Source organism: Fictibacillus gelatini DSM 15865, from assembly GCF_000430745.1.
GTDB lineage: Bacteria > Bacillota > Bacilli > Bacillales > Fictibacillaceae > Fictibacillus_A > Fictibacillus_A gelatini.
Window position 1 is genome coordinate 1 of record NZ_AUMP01000062.1, and the last position, 7,173, is coordinate 7,173.

General features: G+C 42.5%; 6 protein-coding genes. All 6 read left to right on the top strand.

Annotation, left to right across the window (positions count from 1 at the left end):
• Positions 1-305: 305 nt before the first annotated feature.
• The 6 genes from H538_RS26805 (at position 306) to H538_RS0117680 (ending at position 6,974) form a co-directional block, all read left to right on the top strand.
• Positions 306-521, top strand: coding sequence for a sensor histidine kinase (locus H538_RS26805; protein ID WP_281172203.1), 216 nt, complete (start codon positions 306-308; stop codon positions 519-521).
• A 77-nt stretch (positions 522-598) separates the two neighbouring features.
• Positions 599-1,543, top strand: coding sequence for a YybS family protein (locus H538_RS0117660; RefSeq protein ID WP_026678719.1), 945 nt, complete (start codon positions 599-601; stop codon positions 1,541-1,543).
• Between the two features lie 12 nt (positions 1,544-1,555).
• Entirely contained in the window at positions 1,556-3,529 is a 1,974-nt protein-coding gene (locus H538_RS0117665; RefSeq protein WP_026678720.1) for a DHH family phosphoesterase, read from the top strand.
• Positions 3,526-3,969, top strand: coding sequence for a 50S ribosomal protein L9 (gene rplI / locus H538_RS0117670; RefSeq protein WP_026678721.1), 444 nt, complete (start codon positions 3,526-3,528; stop codon positions 3,967-3,969). Before H538_RS0117665 ends, rplI begins: the two co-directional genes overlap by 4 nt.
• A 156-nt stretch (positions 3,970-4,125) precedes the next feature.
• Positions 4,126-5,490, top strand: coding sequence for a replicative DNA helicase (dnaB, locus tag H538_RS0117675; protein WP_026678722.1), 1,365 nt, complete (start codon positions 4,126-4,128; stop codon positions 5,488-5,490).
• 197 nt (positions 5,491-5,687) lie between these two features.
• Positions 5,688-6,974, top strand: coding sequence for an adenylosuccinate synthase (locus tag H538_RS0117680; protein ID WP_026678723.1), 1,287 nt, complete (start codon positions 5,688-5,690; stop codon positions 6,972-6,974).
• The last annotated feature ends 199 nt before the right edge of the window (positions 6,975-7,173 follow it).

Sequence of the window (7,173 nt, forward strand, 5' to 3'; positions counted from 1 at the left end):
CATTCGACCTCGAGTCCCTTAAGGAGCTTCGCTAGCCTCTGCCTTATGACTAGACCGAACGAAGGAATGTAGGCACACAGATGCCAAGAGACATGGGAGGGTACGTCATCATAAGTTACGCAGAGATCCATTGTGCATCACATCATTCTCTAGCACTACTTACCATTATTACCCAGTAGTGGCCGCGTAGCGTACCCATAGGATGGAATAGTTTCACATAATATAAAAATATTGTTAGTATGCGTGTCGAAAATTATTTTTTTGACACCCCACCAACGGGTTAAACCGTTGATATATCAACATTTATAGAGGGAGAGGAAAGAAAAGTTTTTCAACGTTTTTACAAAGGGGAAAACGGCAAATCAGGAATTGGTTTAGCAATTACAAAAGCGATCATCGAAGCCCACCATGGAAAGATTGAAGCGCGTAACAACAATCGTGGAGGAGCCCTTTTCCATATTCAGTTGCCGAAAGAAGAAGCATACCGAAAGACGAGGCAGAATAAAATGGATCAATCATAGACCAAAAGTGAAAAAGTTGAATTTTATAGCCTCTATTTACTACAATAAATAGCGTAGGCAAAATCAAGAGGTGAGTTATGCAAAGAACTACAGTAGTAGTGGAAGGGGCTATAACGGCTAGCATCTATATCATATTATGTTTAGTCAGCCTCAATTTACCGCTCGTCGGACTTTTTGTTTATTTTCTTCTGCCCATTCCCTATATCATTTATAGTTATAAATATGGATTAAAGCCAGGAGTGGTCTTTTCGGCGGTTACACTTGCCTTATCGCTGATTATAGGGGGAATCAATGGATTACTGATCACGGTTTCTTCAGGTCTCTTAGGGGGCGTTATGGGTGTTTTATACCATAAGAAAAAATCAGCATTTGCTATTCTTCTAGGCGGCAGTCTGGCAAGTCTTGTGAATTTTTTATGGGTGCTTTCTGTTATGAAGTTTGTTTTACATTTTAACTTTGTAAAAGACATTCAAGACATGTTAACAGAGGTAATTAATAAAACCGCAGAGCTATATAAGTATAATAATCAAGATGTATCTGCTCTTAATCAGCTGCGGGAACAAGTCGATTTAATTATATATCAACTGCCGACGACACTTATTTTTTCCGCGGTATTGCTCACTTTTTTTACACAGTGGATCGCAAAAATTATCATGAAGCGATTGCGTTTTCACATTCATTCCTTTCCGCCCTTTTATAAATGGAATTTTCCAAGAGCATTTCTATGGTATTATTTAGTTGCGGTTCTTTTAATGTTTACAAATCCAGAGAAAGGTTCCATCCTTTATAATGTCGCTGTAAATCTTTATTACATATTGGCAACGATTATGTTTATTCAAGGATTAACCGTCATCTATTATTATATGTGGGCGAAAGAAAAGCCCCGGGCGCTGTCAATTTTCGTTACGATCATTGCCTTTATTTTGTCCGCTATATTGCCAATACTAATGGAAGTAACCAAATTGTTAGGTATAATGGATTTAGGCTTTAATGTAAAGAAACGGATCAATCCAGGAAAGTAGGGAGCTGAAGAGATGCCTAAGTTTTTGTTAAAACGGTGGCATGGTTATCCCGTGATCGCCTTGTTCATCTTATCGTTTCTATTTGTCAGCATCATTACGTATTTTCAATGGACATTAGGAGTTATTGGATTTCTCATTTTAGGAGCGCTTTTTTATTTCGTAATGCGTGCGGAAACGGTTTTTCAAGAGGATTTAGGCGATTATATTTCCACTTTATCACACCGAATTAAAAAAGTCGGTGAAGAAGCGTTAATGGAAATGCCGATAGGGATTATTTTATATGATGAAGAATATAAAATTGAGTGGGCCAATCCATTTATCAATCAATGGGTCGACGGAGACTCATCTATTGGACACTCGTTAAACCATGTGTCAGAGGACCTTATTCCACTTATTAAAAATGATGGAAAAGACGAATTCATTAAAATTGATGCGAGAAAGTTTAAAGTTCATATTAAAAAAGAAGAACGGCTTCTCTACTTTTTTGATGTAACCGAACGAATTAAAGTGGAACGCCTGTATGAAGAAGAACAAACGAGCCTTGGGATCATTTATTTGGATAACTATGATGAAGTGACCCAGGGGCTTGATGACCAGTTTAAATCGCAAATCAATTCAAAAGTGACGTCCATCTTAAATGAATGGGCATCCGAATATGGAATCTATTTGAAGCGGACATCTTCAGATCGCTTTTTAGCGGTTTTTAATCAGCGAATTTTAACGGAACTTGAGAAAAACAAGTTTGGCGTCCTGGATGAAGTTCGTGAAGCGACGGCGAAACAAAATGTCCCGTTAACGTTAAGCATCGGGGTGGCGACCGGCCCCTCTTCCCTGCCAGAACTCGGACAATTGGCGCAGTCGGGCCTTGATCTCGCATTGGGACGCGGGGGCGACCAGGTAGCGATCAAGCAACCGAGTGGAAAGGTTCGGTTTTATGGCGGGAAAACGAACCCTGTCGAAAAGCGCACGAGGGTTCGGGCGCGCGTCATTTCTCATGCGCTGACTGAACTTGTGCTCGACAGTGACAAAGTTCTCATCATGGGGCATAAAAATCCGGATATGGATGCCATCGGCTCTTCCATTGGGATCTTAAAAGTAGCGCAAGCAAACGGGAAAAACGGATATGTCGTCCTTGATAAATCTAATCTTGATACGAGCGTCAGTCGTCTGATGAACGAGTTGAAACAAAACGAGGGGTTATGGAAATATTTTATTACGCCAGAAGAAGCGCTTGACATTGCAACGCCCAATACATTATTAGTTGTTGTCGATACGCATAAACCTTCGATGGTGATTGAAGAAAAATTGCTTCAAAGGCTTGATCATGTTGTGATCATTGACCACCATCGCAGGGGCGAAGATTTTATTAGCGATCCTGTTCTTGTTTATATGGAGCCGTACGCTTCGTCAACAGCTGAACTCGTTACGGAATTGTTAGAATACCAGCCGAAACCGTTAAAGATGCAAATGCTTGAGGCGACGGCACTCCTTGCGGGGATTATTGTCGATACGAAAAGCTTTACGCTCAGAACCGGCTCCCGCACGTTTGACGCGGCATCTTATTTACGTGCACATGGTGCGGATACGATTTTAGTCCAACGGTTTTTAAAAGAAGATTTGGATACGTACAATCAACGTGCAAAATTAATCAATAACGCGTCGATTTATAAACATGGCATTGTGATTGCCAGAGGAGAGGAAGACGTAGAGTACAGCCAGATCATGATTGCCCAGGCGGCAGACATTTTGTTGTCGATGAATGGCGTAAACGCCTCCTTCGTCATCTCCAAACGGCAAGATGGAAAAGTCGGCATAAGTGCCCGTTCTCTCGGAGATGTCAATGTTCAAGTGATCATGGAAAATCTCGGCGGGGGTGGCCATTTAACGAACGCGGCCTGCCAGGTGGAAAATGAAACCATTGGTGAAGCGGAGAAGCGCCTAAAACAAACCATTGATGAGTATCTTGAAGGGGGAGAAGAAGAATGAAAGTCATTTTCCTTGAAAATGTAAAAGGTAAAGGGAAAAAAGGGGAAGTAAAAAATGTGTCAGAAGGGTATGCAAGAAACTATTTATTCCCGAACAAGCTGGCCGCTGAAGCGACAAAAGGCGCTTTAGCGACACTCGAAGGGCAAAAGAAAGCGGAAGAAAAAAAAGCACAAGCCGTGCTTGAAGAAGCGAAACAATTAAAAGAGAAACTTAGTAAAATGACCGTTACCGTTAAAACGAAAACCGGAGAAGGCGGCCGCGTTTTCGGTTCGGTGACAAGCAAACAAATTGCAGCTGAATTAAAAAATATGGGAGTCGACATCGATAAACGGAAAATCGAACTCAATGAACCGATTCGCACGTTAGGCTTTGTCGATGTTCCTGTTAAACTTCATCATGAAGTTACAGGTACGATTAAAGTACACGTTGTAGAAGGTTAAGAGGGAAAAGATCGGTAATTGAGCCGGTCTTTTCTTCGTCTGTATGGAAAAAGATTAAACTTGACGGTCTTGACGAAGCCGTTTACCCTTTTTATAGTGTGTTGTTTTTTGGACTTGACGGGTTGTTGTCAAGTTTTCATATAGGAGGAGTATACTATGAGTGATCTATTTGCCGATCGCATCCCCCCGCAAAATATTGAAGCTGAGCAGGCGGTGCTCGGAGCTATTTTTTTAGAGCCTGAAGCGCTTGTGACGGCTTCTGAATTATTGATACCCGAAGATTTTTACCGTTCCTCCCATCAACGAATTTTTCAGGTTATGCTGGATTTGTCGGAAAAAGGCGAGCCCGTCGATTTAGTAACGGTCACGTCCGAGCTGGAAGACAAGAAACTGCTTGAAGAAGTTGGCGGTGTCTCATATTTGAGCGATCTTGCCAACAGCTCACCGACGGCAGCGAATATTGATTACTATAGCAAAATCGTCGAAGAAAAATCGTTGTTGCGCAGGCTCATAAGGGCAGCAACGGATATTGCCGCCAACGGGTATGCACGCGAAGAAGAGGTCGAAACGATATTAAACGAAGCGGAGAAATCAATATTAGAGGTCGCTAACCGGAAAAATGCCGGTTCCTTTATCTCCATTAAAGATGTGTTAGTGCAGGCCTATGACAATATCGAAATGCTCCATAACCGCAAAGGAGACATTACCGGGATTCCTACTGGTTTCATGGATTTGGACCGGATGACCGCCGGGTTTCAGCGTAATGATTTAATTATTGTAGCGGCCCGCCCTTCTGTTGGTAAAACGGCCTTTGCCCTGAATATCGCCCAAAATGTAGCGACGAAAACGGATGAAAATGTTGCGATATTCAGCCTTGAGATGGGTGCAGAACAGCTCGTCATGCGTATGCTGTGCGCCGAGGGCAATATCGATGCACAGCGCCTGCGGACAGGAAGCTTGCAGGCGGAAGATTGGCAGAAGCTGACGATGGCGATGGGAAGCTTATCTGCAGCAGGAATTTATATTGACGATACGCCGGGTGTCCGGATTAACGATATTCGCGCCAAATGCCGCCGCCTCCAGCAGGAAAAAGGGCTGGGCATGATCTTGATCGATTATTTACAATTGATCCAGGGAAGCGGAAAAGCGGGAGAAAACCGGCAACAGGAAGTTTCAGAAATCTCCCGCTCGTTAAAAGCGTTAGCCCGGGAATTAAAGGTTCCGGTCATCGCCCTTTCCCAGCTTTCCCGGGGTGTCGAATCAAGACAGGACAAGCGGCCGATGATGTCGGATATTCGGGAAAGCGGAAGTATCGAGCAAGATGCGGACATCGTTGCCTTCCTTTACCGGGATGATTATTATGACAAAGAAACAGAAAACAAAAATATCATCGAAATCATTATCGCCAAACAGCGTAACGGTCCAACCGGCACGGTAGAACTGGCATTTGTGAAGGAATACAATAAGTTCGTCAATCTCGACCGTCACCATGATGAAAATAGCATTCCTTCAGGTGCATAATTCTTAATATAACAAGGCAATCTTTTAAAGAGATTGCCTATTTTTTTCTCTCTTTTTCTTGAAATTTACGAACATAAAAACAAAAGAATTAATGAATGTTCGTGTTTAAATTGACTTTTGGTTCAATTATTGATAAACTAACGGTGGATTTTTTGTTTATAAGTGTTTGTCTTAATCTCTTGGAGGTGTTTATAAATATGTCATCCGTTGTTGTAGTAGGTACGCAGTGGGGAGATGAAGGAAAAGGGAAAATCACCGATTTCCTATCAGAAAGAGCTGAAGTAGTTGCCCGTTATCAGGGTGGAAATAACGCCGGCCACACGATCGTGTTTAATGGGGTGAAATATAAGCTTCATCTTATTCCATCCGGTATTTTTTATAACGATAAAATTTGTGTGATTGGAAACGGTATGGTTGTTGACCCGAAAGCATTAGTGGAAGAATTAGCTTATCTTCACAGCCACGGAGTAAGTACCGACAACCTTCGCATTTCAAACCGCGCGCATATCATTCTTCCATATCACATCCATCAAGATATTCTTGATGAAGAAAGCAAGGGCGCAAACAAAATCGGTACGACAAAAAAAGGAATTGGCCCTGCCTATATGGATAAAGCAGCACGGATCGGCATTCGAATCGCGGACCTTCTTGATAAAGAAGTGTTTGAAGAAAAATTAGAACGCAACCTGGCGGAGAAAAACCGCCTGTTTGAAAAAATTTATGAGTCAAAAGGATTTACAAAAGAAGAAATCCTTGATGAATATTATGAATATGGACAACAAATTGCCAAATACGTGTGCGATACATCCGTTGTCTTAAATGACGCGCTTGATGAAGGACGCCGTGTACTATTTGAAGGTGCGCAAGGTGTTATGCTTGATATCGATCAAGGAACATATCCTTTCGTTACGTCTTCCAACCCAATTGCCGGCGGCGTTACGATTGGTTCAGGTGTCGGCCCGTCAAAAATCAATCATGTCGTCGGCGTTTGTAAGGCATATACGACCCGCGTCGGTGACGGCCCGTTCCCAACGGAATTACATGATGAGATCGGAAATCAAATCCGTGAAGTTGGCCGCGAGTATGGAACAACAACAGGACGTCCGCGCCGTGTCGGCTGGTTCGATTCGGTCGTTGTCCGTCATGCGCGCCGTGTGAGCGGAATCACTGACCTATCATTGAATTCCATTGACGTACTGACAGGAATTGAAACAGTTAAAATTTGTGTCGCCTATAAATATAAAGGTGAAATGATCAATGAGTTCCCTGCAAGTTTAAAAGTGCTTGCGGAATGTGAGCCGGTTTATGAAGAAATGCCAGGCTGGACGGAAGACATTACCGGAGTGAAAACATTGAATGATCTTCCGGAAAATGCCCGCCATTATGTGGAACGCGTTTCCCAACTTACAGGCATTCCATTATCGATCTTCTCCGTCGGCCCTGACCGCAATCAAACCAATATGGTTCGCGGAGTATTCGCTTAATGAAAAGAAGGATTGCCCTTAAAGAGGGGCAATCCTTTTTAAAAGTTTAGGATCCACTTCATTTATTTTGCCCGAACAATTTTGTTATAGAACGTGTCTCAAGGACATTTTTAATGTTTGGAGTACAATTTTTGTCCAATAGAAAGGTTCTCAAGGACACTTTTAATGCCCGGAGTGCAATTTTTGTCCAATAGAAAGG